The 14,898-nt window shown below is 44.6% G+C and carries 13 protein-coding genes and 1 rRNA gene; 9 read left to right on the top strand and 5 right to left on the bottom strand.

Features of this window, described 5'->3' with window-relative positions; genetic code table 11:
- Nucleotides 1-938 (bottom strand): 16S ribosomal RNA (locus EWM62_RS18995); the annotation flags it as partial.
- Between the two features lie 1,005 nt (nt 939-1,943).
- Between EWM62_RS18995 and EWM62_RS18990 the strand changes: the two genes are divergently transcribed.
- Complete coding sequence (locus EWM62_RS18990) at nt 1,944-2,195, top strand: hypothetical protein (protein WP_129878263.1); 252 nt, start codon at nt 1,944-1,946, stop codon at nt 2,193-2,195.
- Nucleotides 2,196-2,462: 267 nt separating this feature from the next.
- Here EWM62_RS18990 and EWM62_RS18985 read toward each other — a convergent pair whose 3' ends face one another.
- Nucleotides 2,463-3,635, bottom strand: a complete 1,173-nt coding sequence (locus tag EWM62_RS18985) for an acyl-CoA dehydrogenase family protein (RefSeq protein ID WP_129878262.1) — start codon at nt 3,633-3,635, stop codon at nt 2,463-2,465.
- A gap of 250 nt (nt 3,636-3,885) precedes the next feature.
- Between EWM62_RS18985 and EWM62_RS18980 the strand changes: the two genes are divergently transcribed.
- A complete protein-coding gene (locus EWM62_RS18980) occupies nt 3,886-4,404 on the top strand; it encodes a DinB family protein (RefSeq protein WP_129878261.1) in 519 nt (172 codons plus the stop codon).
- A gap of 129 nt (nt 4,405-4,533) precedes the next feature.
- Here EWM62_RS18980 and EWM62_RS18975 read toward each other — a convergent pair whose 3' ends face one another.
- Both EWM62_RS18975 and EWM62_RS18970 read right to left on the bottom strand, forming a co-directional pair.
- Nucleotides 4,534-5,835: an alpha-L-fucosidase gene (locus EWM62_RS18975; protein WP_129878260.1), complete on the bottom strand. Its 1,302-nt coding sequence runs from the start codon at nt 5,833-5,835 to the stop codon at nt 4,534-4,536.
- Nucleotides 5,836-5,892: 57 nt separating this feature from the next.
- Entirely contained in the window at nt 5,893-6,222 is a 330-nt protein-coding gene (locus EWM62_RS18970) for an L-rhamnose mutarotase (RefSeq protein ID WP_129878259.1), read from the bottom strand.
- Nucleotides 6,223-6,391: 169 nt separating this feature from the next.
- Between EWM62_RS18970 and EWM62_RS18965 the strand changes: the two genes are divergently transcribed.
- Both EWM62_RS18965 and EWM62_RS18960 read left to right on the top strand, forming a co-directional pair.
- Nucleotides 6,392-6,907, top strand: coding sequence for a GNAT family N-acetyltransferase (locus tag EWM62_RS18965; RefSeq protein ID WP_129878258.1), 516 nt, complete (start codon nt 6,392-6,394; stop codon nt 6,905-6,907).
- 60 nt (nt 6,908-6,967) lie between these two features.
- The gene (locus EWM62_RS18960; RefSeq protein ID WP_129878257.1) at nt 6,968-9,532 is read left to right on the top strand and encodes a phosphocholine-specific phospholipase C; all 2,565 of its coding nucleotides are present in this window, start codon (nt 6,968-6,970) and stop codon (nt 9,530-9,532) included.
- Here EWM62_RS18960 and EWM62_RS18955 read toward each other — a convergent pair.
- On the bottom strand, nt 9,509-11,200 hold the full coding sequence (locus EWM62_RS18955) for an ArnT family glycosyltransferase (protein WP_129878256.1): 1,692 nt from the start codon (nt 11,198-11,200) through the stop codon (nt 9,509-9,511). The two genes, EWM62_RS18960 and EWM62_RS18955, sit on opposite strands and share 24 nt — an antisense overlap.
- Before the next feature lie 187 nt (nt 11,201-11,387).
- Here EWM62_RS18955 and EWM62_RS18950 point away from each other — a divergent pair, with 187 nt between their 5' ends.
- The 5 genes from EWM62_RS18950 to EWM62_RS18930 all read left to right on the top strand — a co-directional run bounded on the left by EWM62_RS18950 (nt 11,388) and on the right by EWM62_RS18930 (nt 14,897).
- Nucleotides 11,388-12,062 (top strand): tetratricopeptide repeat protein, encoded by a 675-nt coding sequence (locus EWM62_RS18950; protein ID WP_129878255.1) that lies wholly within the window; start codon nt 11,388-11,390, stop codon nt 12,060-12,062.
- 135 nt (nt 12,063-12,197) lie between these two features.
- On the top strand, nt 12,198-12,695 hold the full coding sequence (gene ribH / locus EWM62_RS18945; protein ID WP_129878254.1) for a 6,7-dimethyl-8-ribityllumazine synthase: 498 nt from the start codon (nt 12,198-12,200) through the stop codon (nt 12,693-12,695).
- A gap of 233 nt (nt 12,696-12,928) precedes the next feature.
- The gene (gene ytxJ, locus EWM62_RS18940) at nt 12,929-13,258 is read left to right on the top strand and encodes a bacillithiol system redox-active protein YtxJ (RefSeq protein WP_129878253.1); all 330 of its coding nucleotides are present in this window, start codon (nt 12,929-12,931) and stop codon (nt 13,256-13,258) included.
- Between the two features lie 184 nt (nt 13,259-13,442).
- Nucleotides 13,443-14,321 (top strand): lipoyl synthase, encoded by an 879-nt coding sequence (lipA, locus tag EWM62_RS18935; RefSeq protein WP_129878252.1) that lies wholly within the window; start codon nt 13,443-13,445, stop codon nt 14,319-14,321.
- A 24-nt stretch (nt 14,322-14,345) separates the two neighbouring features.
- Nucleotides 14,346-14,897 (top strand): RNA polymerase sigma factor, encoded by a 552-nt coding sequence (locus EWM62_RS18930; protein ID WP_129878251.1) that lies wholly within the window; start codon nt 14,346-14,348, stop codon nt 14,895-14,897.
- The last annotated feature ends 1 nt before the right edge of the window (nt 14,898 follow it).

Below are 14,898 nucleotides of genomic sequence, written 5' to 3'. Positions count from 1 at the left end.
TGCTCCTCCGCTTGTGCGGGCCCCCGTCAATTCCTTTGAGTTTCACCCTTGCGGGCGTACTCCCCAGGTGGAATACTTAACGCTTTCGCTTAGACGCTGACCGTATATCGCCAACATCGAGTATTCATCGTTTAGGGCGTGGACTACCAGGGTATCTAATCCTGTTTGATCCCCACGCTTTCGTGCCTCAGCGTCAATGACACTTTAGTAAGCTGCCTTCGCAATTGGTGTTCTGTGACATATCTATGCATTTCACCGCTACTTGTCACATTCCGCCTACCTCAAGTGTATTCAAGCCTATCAGTATCAAAGGCACTGCGATAGTTAAGCTACCGTCTTTCACCCCTGACTTAATAGGTCGCCTACGCACCCTTTAAACCCAATAAATCCGGATAACGCTTGGATCCTCCGTATTACCGCGGCTGCTGGCACGGAGTTAGCCGATCCTTATTCTTACCGTACATTCAGCCCTCTTCACGAAAAGGGGTTTATTCCGGTACAAAAGCAGTTTACAACCCGTAGGGCCGTCTTCCTGCACGCGGCATGGCTGGTTCAGGCTTGCGCCCATTGACCAATATTCCTTACTGCTGCCTCCCGTAGGAGTCTGGTCCGTGTCTCAGTACCAGTGTGGGGGGTCATCCTCTCAGATCCCCTAAACATCGTAGCCTTGGTAAGCCATTACCTTACCAACTAGCTAATGTTCCGCATGCCCATCTTAATCCTATAAATATTTGATTACAACAAAATGCTATGTCGTAATGTTATGCGGTGTTAATCTCTCTTTCGAGAGGCTATCCCCCAGATTAAGGTAGGTTACATACGTGTTACGCACCCGTGCGCCACTCTCATGTGAAGCAAGCTCCACAATCCCGTCCGACTTGCATGTATTAGGCCTGCCGCTAGCGTTCATCCTGAGCCAGGATCAAACTCTCCATTGTATAATGTGTTGTTCAAATCCAGACCCTATTAACTCAATCAATAGTAATCTGTAAAAAAAATATTCTCTTACATTATCCCTATCCCTTAAGTTTCGCTCTTAACCGCTGAACATCGCTGTTCTGCTGTTACGCTGCATAATTTATTCTCTATCTCTTTTAAGAACTTTGTCGGTCGTCTGTCTCAGACTTCCTATATGTTTTCGCATTTTGCAATGCTTAACTTTTCAAATTTTTGAAGCTTTAGAATCGCTCTAAGCTTTTAACGTTTTTTTCGAAACCGTTTCCGATTTTTTCTCCCTCGTTTTGGGACTGCAAAGGTAGTAACCTTTTTCTCTTTCGCAAACTTTATTTTTTTATTTTTCCGAGCCTGCTTTTTCAATCAACAACCGCTTTTCGTTTCCGATTTGGCGGGCTGCAAAGGTAGCAACCTTTGTTGAATTTGCAAACTTTATTTTTTAATAATTGCTTTGCTAAACTTTCAGAGAACACCCGCTTCCGATGGCTATCGGGATTGTTGCGGGGTGCAAAGGTACGCACTATTTTTACTTGTGCAAATGGTTTGCATATTTTAGTGATAGTGTATTTTTAACACGCTGTAAATGAAGCAGAAAAAATGCCATCGTTTTCATTTACTTAATAAACCATGGCCGTACGTACCATATAAAGCTTGTTACGATATTTATTTGGTCACTTTTATCACCCCCCGATACATTATTATAAACTGCTTACAGATATTATCATAACCTTACCGGGCAACTTTAAGGCTAAGCCGGGCTCATCACTATAAAACTTCCGGTTGCGTATCCGTAGGCCGGGAAGACGGTACTATATAATAACAACACTTTACAGATACCAGGCTATTTGCTGATTTAACACGATAAGGGTGTCCGCATCACCACGCTTTTTATATAGGAAGAGTTCAATTACAATTTGTTTATTCTGATTAGCTTGAGTATGCTTAACTTGTAAGGAATTTTAATATCTTCAAGATCAAAACCAAACATCATGAAAACAGACCTATACACTAAAATTATCCTCACTATCATCGCGGCAGCGCTAACTCTTAACCTGCTAAAAAGCAGTATTACCCCTGCTATGGCAGATGGCAAAAAATATGTTACCCTGCCGGTAAACGCCGATGGCAGCATCAACGTAAATATTAATAAAGTGAATGAAAATTTAGATGTAAATATTAAGAACGTTGATAGAAATGCTTTTTACTATACTTCGCCAATACCAGTAAAAATAAACCAATAAGCAGCTTACTATCAACCAAATGTAAGCCGAATGCAATATTGATTGTATAATTAATTAATTTATATGATATAAATTATATTAATAAGATAATTTATTATATTTGTATCAACTAACAGATTTAATCAAACTGTCGGTTATTAGTTAATTAAAAATTTATGGGAAGCAGGTATAGCGCAAGGCCACGCCTGCTTTCTTTTTTTTAACAAAAAAGCCCGCAGCGATGAAGCTGCAGGCGTACTTAGGTGTATAATGGATCAGTATAGTTTCTTATTTTAACACTTCGCGGCTGATAACGATCTTCTGTATCTCGGAAGTCCCCTCGCCTATTGTGCAAAGTTTGGCATCGCGATAAAATTTCTCTACCGGGAAATCCTTGGTATAACCATATCCCCCGAAGATCTGTACCGCTTCGTTAGCGCAGCGCACCGCCACCTCGGATGCGAAGTACTTAGCCATGGCCGATTGCTTGGTAACCGGCAAATGGCGGTTCTTTAAATCTGCAGCCTGCATAATCAACAGTTCGGCGGCTTCTATTTCGGTAGCCATATCGGCCAGTTTAAATGCAATGCCCTGGAAATTGCTTATAGGCTGCCCAAACTGGTGGCGCTCTTTTGAGTAAGCAACAGCTGCTTCAAACGCCCCCTTGGCGATACCTAATGATAAGGCGGCGATCGAAATGCGCCCGCCATCTAATACCTTCATGGCTTGTTTAAAGCCTTCGCCCTCTGCCCCCAACAGGTTCTCTTTGGGTACGCGGCAATTGTCAAATATCATTTCGGTAGTTTCTGATGCGCGCATGCCCAGTTTATTTTCTTTTTTGCCTGCGCTAAAGCCAGATGTGCCGCGCTCTATCACCAATGCCGAGATGCCTTTGCTATCGCCCTTCTCGCCGGTGCGCACCATCACTACGGCAATGTCGCCGCTTTTACCGTGTGTTATCCAGTTTTTTGAGCCGTTTACTATATAGTGGTCGCCGTCTAATACAGCGGTGGTAGCCATACGCATGGCATCGCTGCCGGTATTGGCTTCGGTTAAGCCCCAGGCGCCAAGCCATTCGGCACTGGCCAGTTTGGGTAACCAGCGGTGTTTTTGCTCTTCGTTTGCAAAGGCCAGGATGTGGCCGGTGCACAACGAGTTATGCGCCGCAACCGATAACCCTATCGAGCCGCAAACCTTTGCTATCTCTACAATAACCGTTACGTATTCGGCGTAGCCAAAGCCCGAGCCGCCGTACTCTTCGGGTACCAGCACACCCATCATACCGGTTTCGCCCAATTGCTTAAACAGGTCTAACGGAAAATGCTGCTCTTCGTCCCACTGCATTACGTTTGGTTTGATGTGCTTTTCGGCAAAATCCTTTGCCATCTGGCCTATCATTTTTTGATTGTCGCTTATAGAAAAATCATAGCCCGTTGGGGCATCTGTTAGTAAATGATCCATTTTAAAAAGTAGATTTATTATTGGTTTTTGGTAAAACTAACGATTAATTCCGCCAGTTGGTTTACCTGTAAAATCCGCCAGATCAATAACAAAACGGTATTTGGTACAAATAGCAGCTTTAAACGCTGCAAGATAAATTTATTATGCATGCATAGCAAATAATAAATTTTCAATTATTTTTTTCCCCTGCTGACATAGGGCTGTCATTACCCCGCTGTTTCTTTGAATTACAAACCAAAACAAAAACATTATGTCACTTATTCAATTTTTCCTGAAACAGCTAAACGACGAATCGGTAACAACCCGCAACATGTTATCGCGCATCCCTAATGATCAGTATGATTATAAGCCGCACGAAAAAAGTATGGTACTGCGCAACCTGGCCACCCATATTGCCGAATTGCCGACATGGATAACCATGGCCCTTACTACTGATGAGCTTGATTTTGAAAACAACGCCTGGGAACAAAAAAATGTAAATGATACGGCAGCCCTGATGGAGGTGTTCGAGGCATCGTTAATTGATGGCCGCAGCCAGTTGATGCCCGAAAACGAAAATAAGCTTGATGAAAAATGGACACTGCGCAGCGGCGACACCATTTATAGTGTAAGCACCAAAGGCGAAATTATCCGTATGGCGCTTTCGCAGATCATCCACCATCGCGCTCAACTGGGTGTTTACCTGCGCCTGCTTAACGTACCTATCCCCGGCAGTTATGGCCCAAGCGCCGATGAAGCAAGTTTTGTAGCCGAAGAAGTAGAAGCGTAGTTTAACCACAAAGTACACCAAGATTTAATAGCTAATAGCTAATAAATACAAAGCACACAGAGTTTAACCTTTGTGCGCTTTGTGTTTTTACAGGATATGCCATTCTCTGTGACCTTTGTGGTAAAACTACTAATTCATCGTCAGTTTAATAATCGTATCCACTGGGTCGGGCGTAAGGCCTGTGGTATAAATAAATACCCCCTCGGGTTGTTGCTTAAATTTAACTGCGCTACCATTGCTTAGTAATACAGCTTTGGCAATTTTTTCTTTTACCTGAGGGATAAATATATAAGGCCCACCCTGCGGCGTAGTAATATGTACATACACGGTTTTACCTTTAACAGTTAATGCCCCCCAGGGTTGGGCGGATATACTACTGCCACGGGTACCGTAAATACTTTCGCCGTTCTTTTGCACCCAGGCGCCTACAATAGCCAGCGTATCGGTAAATTCCGACTGGATCTTACCATTGGGCATGGGGCCAATGTTCAGTAAAAAGTTAGCGTTGTGCCCGGCAGCGTTCACCAGGTAATGGATAATTTGCTTGGATGATTTAAAGCTCCTGTCGGTTATGTTAAAGCCCCAGCTGTTGTTGATGGTTTCGCAGGTTTCCAACGGCAGCCGCCCAATGGTTTGGTCGGGCGCGAAGCCCGTGGTATTGCCACCCGGCAGATCTTTTTCAAACATCTGGAAATCCTCGCCATCCTTTGGCGCTACATGGTGGTTGTTGCCCACCATTATAGCAGGGTTTAGCTTATGTATCAAACCGTAAATTTCATCATAATGCCAGTTAACCTTGGTGCGTTCCCAATCGCCATCAAACCAAATGCCTTTTACACCCGGATATTTGGTGATCAATTCGGTTAACTGCGCTTTCATAAATTTGATATAGCTGTCCCAGTCGCCGTTTGCAGGTTTACCGTCAACTATCGGGCTGCCAAAAGCGTAATCGGTCCTGCCCCAATCCAGCAGCGAATAATAAAAATGCAGTTCGATCCCTTCCTTTTCGCACTCCTTAGCCAGTTCCATCAAAGGGTCTTTATGATAAGGTGTTGCATCCACAATGTTATAAGTCGACATTTTAGTGCCGAACATACTGAACCCATCGTGGTGGCGCGATGTAATGGTGATATATTTCATGCCCGCCTGCTTGGCAAAGGCCACCCACTCTTTTGCGTTAAATTCCTGCGGGTTAAAAAAACCTGCCAGCCTTTTATAACTATCGTACGGGATCTTTTTATTGTGCATTACCCATTCGCCGTCGCCCAAAATGCTGTAAATACCCCAATGGATAAACAACCCAAACTTCATGTCCTGGAATTTTTGCCTTTGCGCAAGGTTTTCGGCGGTTGGTGTATAAGGGCCCTGCGCCATTGAGCGATTTGTAATAACGCTAAATAGCACACAAAACAGTAGTAGCTTCGTTCTCATATCGGTAAATAATTGTTGTAGTTCATACTTCTTCATCTGCATATTTGCACATCTGCATTACAGCTGGAATATCTTATCCATCAGCACCCATTTCTCGCCGGCAAGCGCACCTTTAATTGGCTGCTGGTATTTCCACATCATATCTTCCCACGCCTGCACTTTGGTGTTAGATGCATCCATAGCGGCCTTCCTCGAAAAGGTGAAATCATCACTCGCTTCAATAAGCATACATAGGCGTGTGCCAAGCCTGTAAATTTCCATGTTGGTAATGCCCGAGCCGGTAATGCTGTCCACTATTTCGGGCCAAATAGCCTGGTGATGCGCTTCATATTCAGCAATCAAATCCTCGTCATCTATCAGGTTAAGGGTAAGGCAATACTTTTTCATAGGCGAAGATCTATTAGGCAGATGGTGACAATTGGAAATACAAGTAAGTAAATGTTTGTGGTAAAAGCAAGTATGTAAGCTTCATTAATTCACGCGAAGCGGATTTTACACCCTTTTTTTTGTAAAAACTTTTATCCTCTTTTTGGTTAAATATTTAGCTTAGCTATTAATGGACACTATTTTATTTGAATCTACTCAGCTTAACATTCGCCGCTTTTCCCCTGGCGACCACGAATTTGTTTTTGAGCTGCTTAACACCCCCGGCTGGAAAAAATTTATAGGCGACAGGAACATTAACACCACCGACGACGCCATAGCATATATAGTAAATGGACCGGTGGCCTCTTATGAGCTGCGTGGATATGGCCTTTGGCTGGCGGAATTAAAAAGCACTGGCCAGCCTATTGGCATGTGCGGCCCTGTTAATCGCGATTATTTGGACAGTCCTGACCTTGGATTCGCTTTTTTGCCGGGCTTCGAAGGCAAGGGGTTAGCTTATGAAGCCTGTATGGCCGCACTAAGTTATATAAAGCAGAATTATACAGCAGATAGTTTATATGCCATTACCATACCTGAAAACATCCGCTCGCAGCGTTTGCTTGAACGGTGCGGATTTGCACAAAACGGCTTAATAACCCCGTCGGGCGATATACCTTTATTATTATACCGCTTGAATTTACAATAACATCATACAACCGTTACCAAACAGTACAGATATTTAAAACGTGTTTAATAACTTAGCACTATGTCAGATACACGCAGAGATTTCGTGAAAAAAGCGGCAATGCTTACCGGCGCGGCAGGCCTGGCCAATATTTTGCCGGCTTCTATCCAAAAAGCAATGGCTATAAACCCGGCCCCCGGCACTACCTGGGCCGATGCAGAGCATATTGTACTGCTGATGCAGGAGAACCGCTCTTTCGACCATTGCTTTGGTACGCTGAAGGGTGTTAGGGGTTTTAATGATCCGCGTGCTATCAGTCTGCCTAATAAAAACCCGGTTTGGCTGCAATCAAACAGCGAGGGCGAAACATACGCGCCTTTTCACCTGGATATAAAAAACACCCGTGCCACCTGGATGAACTGTCTGCCCCACTCGTGGGCCAACCAGGTAAACGCCCGTAACGATGGCAAATTTGACCAGTGGCTAAACGAAAAGCGATCTGGCGTGAAAGAATACGAAAACATGCCCTTAACATTGGGCTATCATAACCGGCAGGACCTGCCCTTTCATTACGCTTTCGCAGATGCGTTTACCGTGTGCGACCAGCACTTCTGCTCGTCGCTTACCGGCACTACGCCAAACAGGCTTTTCTTTTGGAGCGGTACCATTCGCGAGGAGCAGAACGAAGATACCCGCGCCCGCGTATGGAACGAAGATGCAGATTATGGCACCCTTAACTGGACAACCTACCCCGAGCGACTGGAGGATGCCGGCATAAGCTGGAAGTGCTACCAGAACGAAATGAGTGTGCCACTTGGCTTTGAGGGCGAGGAAGAACCCTGGCTATCAAACTTTGGCGATAACCCGCTTGAATACTTTAAGCAATACAACATCAACCTGTACGATAAGCATATCAATTATATGCAAAAGCGCTATGCTACCCTGCCCGGCGAAATAGCGGCGATGGAGAAAAAGATAGCAGGTTTACGCAAGGGCGATGCACATATCGATCACTTGCAGGCGCAGCTAAGACAATTGCGTGCCGACCTGGATAATTTAAAAAATAACCCCGCCCTGCTGGAGCATTCCACCTTTGATAAGCTATCGCAGAAAGAAAAGAACCTTCACCATAAAGCTTTTGCCGTAAACACCGGCGACCCGCATTACCGCGACCTGGCTACCCTTAAATACGATGACAACGGCACCAGGCGCGAAATGAAGGTACCCAAGGGCGATGTACTGCACCAGTTTAGGGAAGATGTTAAAACAGGCAAGCTGCCCACCGTATCGTGGTTAACCGCGCCCGAGAATTTCTCTGACCACCCCGATTCACCATGGTACGGGGCCTGGTATACATCAGAGGTGCTGGATATCCTTACCCAAAACCCCGAGGTGTGGAAAAAGACCATTTTCATCTTAACCTACGACGAAAACGACGGATACTTCGACCATGTACCGCCTTTTACCGCCCCTCATTCGCATAAAAAAGGCACAGGTAAGGTATCTGACGGGATTGATACGCGGGTAGACTTTGTAACCCTTGAGCAGGAGCGCGAACGCAAAAACTTCCCGATAGATTACGACCGCGAAAACTCGATAGGTTTGGGTTACCGTGTACCTATGGTAATAGCATCACCATGGAGCCGGGGCGGTTATGTAAACTCGGAGGTATTTGACCATACCTCTACCCTGCAATTCCTGGAAACCTTTTTGGCGAAAAAAACAGGGAAGAAAATAAAGGAACACAACATAAGCGATTGGCGCCGTACCATCTGCGGCGACCTTACCACTGCCTTCAGGCCGTATAACGGCGAAAAGATTGCCAGTCCGTTAGTTTTAGATAGAGAGAAATTTGTAGAAAGCATACACAAGGCTAAATTCAAGAAAGTGCCGTCTACCTATAAAAATCTATCGGCAGACGATATTGCCAGGATCAAAAAGAACCCGGCCATTTCACCTTATATGCCCAAGCAGGAACCGGGTATTAAGCCGTCATGCGCCCTGCCTTACGAACTTTATGTTGGTGGAAGCTTAAATGAGGACAAAACCGCATTCGAGATAAAATTTAAAGCTGGCGATAAGGTTTTTGGCGATAAAGCCATTGGCGCGCCATTTAACGTTTACGCGCCGGACAAATATGCGTCCTTCCGCGATCCGCAGAAAATGGAACCCGTACGTACCTGGAGCTATACCGCCAAAGCAGGCGATACGATTACCGACCAATGGCCGCTCAACGAGTTTGAGAATAGCAATTATTACCTGCGCACTTACGGCCCTAACGGTTTTTACCGTGCATTTAAAGGTAGCGCGCAAGACCCCGGCATAGGCGTTGATTTTGCGTACCAGGCAAATGGTAAAAAGCTAACCGGCAACGTGGTGTTAACCTTTTGGCTTATTGGCGGCAATACACCGTTAACGGTTGAGGTAGTAGATAACTCCTACAAAACCGGCACTAAGCAAATGACCATACAGCAGGAAAGTTTTGCTCCGCAAACCATTAAGCTCGACCTGAGCAAACAGCATAACTGGTACGATTTCAGCATCAAGGTAAAAGGATACGCTAATTTCGAGAAACGGTATGCAGGCAGGGTAGAGACCGGGAACTCCGGTTTTTCGGATCCGTTAATGGGTGGTATTATCACTTAAACTACTCACCAGCACTACCTCCATTTGGGTAAGTTCTTTATTTCGAGTACGCCTGTTTAAAAATCCTGGTTTAAGGCGGGTTATGCGGTACCGCTGAAATTCGGCTAAATGCGTTACGGCACGGCCATTATCGGCTAATTGGTTTACTTCCTGTTGTGTTCCATAAAATATAAACGGCGACGCTGGCAAACGTTGTAATAATCCCGGCGACAAGGTTATCAGTTTTGTATTAATGTAAAAATCAAACGGGTGCGATTCTACATCCAGCGACTGTAACACCGGCAGTTTTTGCGGGTTGTTGTTATTTATCCAAACGGCGGCCTCGCTCCCGGCCTGGTATTTTAACAGGGACGGGTAAAATGACAGGTTCAAATAAAGGTTCACCACAAAGGCCACAATAAGTGTCCGAAAGGCGGTTTGCCTGAAATCGGTATTGGCAAAATTACCGGGTAGTATCAGCAATAACCCAAGCCATACCAAAAGCGCGGCCGCTATATCCCAGGTAAATACATCCGGCTTAAAAAAGTAGTGCAGCGCGGCAATTATCAGCAGTAATAAAATAACTACGCCTGTTTGCACCCCTCTTATTATCCTGATCGTTCGTTCGGTATGCAACCCTACTAAATACTGCGCAGTAATAATGGCGAAGAATGGGAACACAATATTTAAATAATGCGGTAGTTGAAATTTAGATGCCGAAAACAACAGGAAGGTAAGCAATGCCCCGCTGATGCAAAGCCACTCCCGCTTTTGCACGTTATTTATCCCCGTTTTAACAAAATGCCATATTGCCGCGAACAATATCAGCGACCATGGTAAAAACGCCCACAACGTGGTATGCACAAAAAAGGACGGGTCGCCGTGGCCTTTGATAGGGCCTGTGTTAAAAAACCTGCCGAACTGGCTATCCCAAAAAAAGAATTTAATGCCCGATACGTGGGTGCGGCCAAATACCACCTTTTCGGGGTGTGCATCAAACTGCTCGTAAAGGCAGTATATTTCGGGGAGGATGAACACCAGTATCAGCACAGCGGCAAGCAGCCAGCGCAGGTTAAAAAGCTGTTTCCACTGTTTGGTGATAGCCAGGTGCCCGGCAATAGCCCCGCCAATAGGCACCAGCGCGAACATGCCCTTGGTCATGATGGCGCAGGCAGCAAAAACCGCCCCTAATACCAGTTGCCAAAAGCTGTTACGTATGTAAGCTTTATAAAAGTGATATACCGATGCAATAACGAGGCCGGTTAAGTATGGTTCGGCACGTACATCGTTATTTGAAAGGATAATGTGCTGCGCCGTAAGCAATATTAGTACCGACCATAAGGCCACCTCTTTACTATAAAGTTGTTTAGCCAGTTTATAAGTATAGGCCGCACCCATCAGCATAAATAAAATACCCGGCAGCTTATAGGCCCAGGTGCTGAACCCAAAAAGTTTAAACGACAATGCGGTTACCCAAAACGGAAAATGAGGTTTATCAAGCCAGTCGGCATTGTGTACAAACAGCTGCACGTAGTCGTTGCGCTGCACCATTGTTTTGGCAATTACGGCGTAAAGTGTCCCATCGGGCGCCAGTATAGGAATAAACAACCCGCTGAAATTAAGCAGAACAGCCAGCCCTGTAAAAAGGTATAGCCATTTGGTTTTATCAGGGGTGTGTGGTTGGGTCATGTAGCGGGTAAAGTTAACGAGATGCGAATAGAAATTGTATATCCGGGTGAAAATGTTTGTGTGGACTTTAAAACACCTGTTTTTCGCATAACCTGCAATCAAACAATCAGCGCTTTAAGTATCCAAAATTTAAATTTGCTAAAAGGATTGAAAACCGTATTTTTGCAAACTTAATTTTAAAATACAGATGTCAGCAACCGAGGTGAAATCGAAAACTACAGCAACTAACAATAATGTTGTAAAAAGCGGTAGTTTTGTTCAGGAAAACCAAAAAAGCCTATTATTTATTGCAGCAGCAATTGTTGTAATGATTGTTATTTACGTAGCCTATCTTAAATTATACCTTGCACCAAGGGAAGTTACAGCCGCAAACCAAATGCACGTAGCACAAGATTTTTGGGCTAAAAAAGATTGGGACAAAGCAATTAACGGCGATGGCGGTTACCCCGGTTTCAAAAAAATCATAACAGATTACAGCAATACAAAAGTTGCTAACCTTGCATACTTTTATTTGGGCACCGCTTATTTAAACAAGGGCGAATACCGCCAGGCAATTGATAATTTAACCAACTACCGCGGCGACGACAGTATGATAGCTGCCGAAGCATTGGGCAGTACAGGTGACGCTTACGTTGAATTAAAAGATTACGACAAAGCTGAAACTTACTTTAAAAAGGCTGCTGATAAAGCAAGCAACAAATTCCTTTCGCCGTTTTACTTAAAAAAACTGGGTTTGGTTTACGAAGCAAAAAAAGACAACAAATCTGCTGCCGATACTTACAAAAAAATCAAAGCTGATTACTTTGACAGCGCCGAAGCACAAAATATAGAAGAGTACATAGCCCGCGCGGAGGCGAAGTAATTAATTTAATATCGAATTTCGAATGTTCGATTTCGGATTTATAGGTTGAATGCATACATTCACAATAGATCAGGGATCGAACATTTTTGTTAAACAAAAAATCCGAAATCGTAAATCTAAAATCCGAAATCAAAAATGGCTACTCAATTAAAAAACCTGTCAGATTTTAGCACCGCGGGCGAAATACCTTCAGCCGCAGGTTACAGTTTTGGCATTGTGGTTGCCGAGTGGAACGCCGAAATAACCAACGCGTTATATCAGGGTGCCTACGATAGCCTGATAAAGTACGGCGCAAAACCCGAAAACATCCACTCGTACGGGGTACCGGGCAGCTTTGAATTAACAACCGGCGCCGAGCTTTTGCTAAAAAACAAAAAGCTTGATGCGATAATAACCCTTGGTTGTGTAATACAGGGCGAAACCCGCCATTTTGATTTTATTTGCGCCGCAGTTGCAAATGGGGTAACAAATGTTGCCATAAAATATTCAAAACCTGTTATATTTGGTGTATTAACTACTGATAACCAGCAGCAGGCAATTGACCGGGCCGGTGGCAAACATGGCAACAAAGGTGATGAAGCCGCTGTTACGGCCATTAAAATGGCTAAACTGAACGAAACTTTAATTGGTTAAAACCGTATAAATATTAAGTTTAATAAACACATGAAGAAAGTACTTTACATAGCAATTTTAGCGCTGGCACTTGGCAGCATGGCTTCGTGCTCAAACAAATTGTGCCCTGCATACGGTTCGTACCCAAACCACCGTTAACATTCATTTGTCATTTTATTGCCTTTAGCCTAAAACTAAAACGGGTTTTACACTGTTTTTACGTTTAAACAGGCGCTTTACATTATTTTTGTTTTATGGAATGGATATCGTTGGAAACGGCCGGTCAGCTGGATAATATTAAACAACAGCAGGGTTATAGCTTAATTTTTAAACACAGCACACGCTGCTCTATCAGTATGATGGCAAAAAGGCGCTTTGAGATGGACTGGCAAAACCTGCCGGCGAATATGCCCCTTTACTTTTTAGACCTCATCAAACACCGCGACCTGTCAAACAAAATAGCACAGGATTTTTTGGTGTACCACGAGTCGCCGCAGATGCTGTTGATAAAAGATGGCGAATGCATCCTGGATCAGTCGCACGGCTCCATCTCGGTTGACGAGGCGATGAGCGTGCTTGCTTAGATAAAAGACGAAAGACAAAAGGATAAAAGATATATAGAATCCGCAGGAATTATTCTGCGGATTTTTTTGTACATCAACTACGGGTCTAAGGTTTCAACTTAGACCCGTAGTTGGTAAAAAGTCAAACCACTGTAACCATTTCAACCCTTACAACATTTATAACATTTTTAACTAATTTTGTACCATGATAGATTTGCCAGTAGTACCCGCCACCCAGCCGCAGCGTAAGCCCGATTGGTTAAGGGTTAGGCTTCCGGTAGGGAAGGAATACGCACACGTACGTGGCCTGGTTGACGAGCATAAGCTGCACACCATCTGCGAAAGCGGTAATTGTCCCAACATGGGCGAGTGCTGGGGCGCTGGTACGGCTACGTTTATGATATTAGGCAATATCTGTACCCGCTCGTGCTCGTTCTGCGCGGTGGCAACCGGTAGGCCTTTAGCCGTTGATACCGACGAGCCAAACCGCGTAGCCAACTCGGTTAAACTGATGCAGGTAAAACATTGCGTTATAACCTCGGTTGACCGCGACGACCTTAAGGACGGCGGTTCTATCATCTGGGCCGAAACAATTAATGCTATCCGCCGCGAAAGCCCGGATACCACACTGGAAACTTTACTGCCCGATTTCCGCGGCATCTGGGATAATCTTGACCGCGTGCTGGAAACACGCCCCGAAGTAGTATCGCATAATTTAGAGACCGTACGCCGCTTAACCCGCGAAGTACGCATACAAGCCAAATACGACCGCAGCCTTGAGGCATTGAAACGCACATCAGCCGCGGGGGTTCGCACTAAATCGGGCATTATGCTTGGCCTGGGCGAACGTGAAGAAGATGTACTGGAAGCAATGGACGACCTGCTGGAAGCAGGGGTACACATCCTTACATTAGGCCAATACTTACAGCCAACCCGTAACCACCACCCGGTTATCGACTGGATTCACCCGGACCAGTTTGCAAGCTATAAAGAATGGGGATTAAAAAAGGGGTTCAGGTACGTTGAAAGCGGCCCGCTGGTGCGCTCATCATACCATGCCGAAAAACATTTGTTTGAAATGTAGGTTTTCCTTTATATCTTCATCGAGTTGAGCCCAAAACGCAAAATATCATTATCAGAAGAAGAATTAGTTCTGGCCCTGCAAAACCGTGAGAAAATTGCGGTCGAAGCATTATATGATATGTACTCGGCATCGCTGTTTGGTGTTATCTCCAGGATAATTACCGACGAGGCCACCGCCGAAGATGTTCTGCAAGAAACTTTCGTAAAAATTTGGCATTCGTTTTCGGGTTACAGCGCCGAAAAAGGCCGCCTATTCACTTGGATGGTTAATGTTGCGCGTAATTTGGCAATCGATAAGGTACGCTCAAAAGATTTTAAAAATCAAAGCAAAAACCATGAGCTTGAAAATAACGTAACTTTCATTGACGAACAAAAAAATACAGTTTACAAGCCCGAGTTGGTGGGTATAAGGGATTTGGTTTCGACACTAAAACCCGAGCAAAGATCAATTCTGGACCTGGTGTATTTTAAAGGTTATACCCACGTGGAAGCTGCCGATGAATTGGGCATCCCGCTGGGCACCATTAAAACAAGGTTAAGAATGGCTATACTTCAACTCAGAAAACATTTTAATTGAT

The sequence above is a fragment of the Mucilaginibacter terrigena genome, from assembly GCF_004168255.1.
Classification (GTDB): Bacteria; Bacteroidota; Bacteroidia; order Sphingobacteriales; family Sphingobacteriaceae; genus Mucilaginibacter; species Mucilaginibacter terrigena.
The sequence above is the reverse complement of the archived record's forward strand: the minus strand, read 5'-3'. Positions and strand labels throughout refer to the sequence as shown.

Excerpts from the sequence above, each read along its gene's own strand:
- ytxJ (WP_129878253.1), top strand. The coding sequence starts at position 12,929 with ATGGAATGGATATCGTTGGAAACGGCCGGTCAGCTGGATAATATTAAA.
- EWM62_RS18980 (WP_129878261.1), top strand. The coding sequence starts at position 3,886 with ATGTCACTTATTCAATTTTTCCTGAAACAGCTAAACGACGAATCGGTA.
- ribH (WP_129878254.1), top strand. The coding sequence starts at position 12,198 with ATGGCTACTCAATTAAAAAACCTGTCAGATTTTAGCACCGCGGGCGAA.
- EWM62_RS18975 (WP_129878260.1), bottom strand. The coding sequence starts at position 5,835 with ATGAGAACGAAGCTACTACTGTTTTGTGTGCTATTTAGCGTTATTACA.
- EWM62_RS18950 (WP_129878255.1), top strand. The coding sequence starts at position 11,388 with ATGTCAGCAACCGAGGTGAAATCGAAAACTACAGCAACTAACAATAAT.
- EWM62_RS18990 (WP_129878263.1), top strand. The coding sequence starts at position 1,944 with ATGAAAACAGACCTATACACTAAAATTATCCTCACTATCATCGCGGCA.
- EWM62_RS18955 (WP_129878256.1), bottom strand. The coding sequence starts at position 11,200 with ATGACCCAACCACACACCCCTGATAAAACCAAATGGCTATACCTTTTT.
- EWM62_RS18970 (WP_129878259.1), bottom strand. The coding sequence starts at position 6,222 with ATGAAAAAGTATTGCCTTACCCTTAACCTGATAGATGACGAGGATTTG.
- EWM62_RS18965 (WP_129878258.1), top strand. The coding sequence starts at position 6,392 with ATGGACACTATTTTATTTGAATCTACTCAGCTTAACATTCGCCGCTTT.
- EWM62_RS18960 (WP_129878257.1), top strand. The coding sequence starts at position 6,968 with ATGTCAGATACACGCAGAGATTTCGTGAAAAAAGCGGCAATGCTTACC.
- lipA (WP_129878252.1), top strand. The coding sequence starts at position 13,443 with ATGATAGATTTGCCAGTAGTACCCGCCACCCAGCCGCAGCGTAAGCCC.
- EWM62_RS18985 (WP_129878262.1), bottom strand. The coding sequence starts at position 3,635 with ATGGATCATTTACTAACAGATGCCCCAACGGGCTATGATTTTTCTATA.